Origin of the sequence: Mammaliicoccus sp. D-M19, assembly GCF_022386695.1 — a bacterium.
GTDB classification, from domain to species: domain Bacteria; phylum Bacillota; class Bacilli; order Staphylococcales; family Staphylococcaceae; genus Mammaliicoccus; species Mammaliicoccus sciuri.
This window is the reverse complement of record NZ_JAJNHW010000018.1, coordinates 1-439: the sequence shown is the minus strand read 5'-3', so window position 1 is coordinate 439 and position 439 is coordinate 1. Positions and strand designations below refer to the sequence as shown.

General features: G+C 38.7%; 1 tRNA gene and 1 rRNA gene. Both read left to right on the top strand.

What is annotated here, in order from left to right:
* Positions 1-99: 99 nt before the first annotated feature.
* A tRNA-Ile gene (locus LQ675_RS14875) sits at positions 100-176 on the top strand.
* A gap of 172 nt (positions 177-348) precedes the next feature.
* Positions 349-439 (top strand): 23S ribosomal RNA (locus LQ675_RS14870); the annotation flags it as partial.

The following is a 439-nucleotide window of genomic DNA, read 5'->3' as shown; positions in this document are numbered from 1 at the left end:
CCTCCTTTCTAAGGATATTACGGAATGACCATTAGGTCATGGAATAACGGAGACATATTGTATTCAGTTTTGAATGTTTATAACATTCAACTTAAGAATGGGCCTATAGCTCAGCTGGTTAGAGCGCACGCCTGATAAGCGTGAGGTCGATGGTTCGAGTCCATTTAGGCCCACCATTTTTAATTGCACATTGAAAACTAGATAAGTAAGCAATAGATTTTACCAAGCAAAAAACCGAGTGAATTTCTAACGAAATTCAACAAGCTTAATAATCGCGCGTCGTCTTTATAGACGACATCACAGATTAATAACAGTTATTTTCTTAAACGTTATGTATAAGGAAATATAGATTAAGTTATTAAGGGCGCACGGTGGATGCCTTGGCACTAGAAGCCGAAGAAGGACGTTACTAACGACGATATGCTTTGGGGAGCTGTAA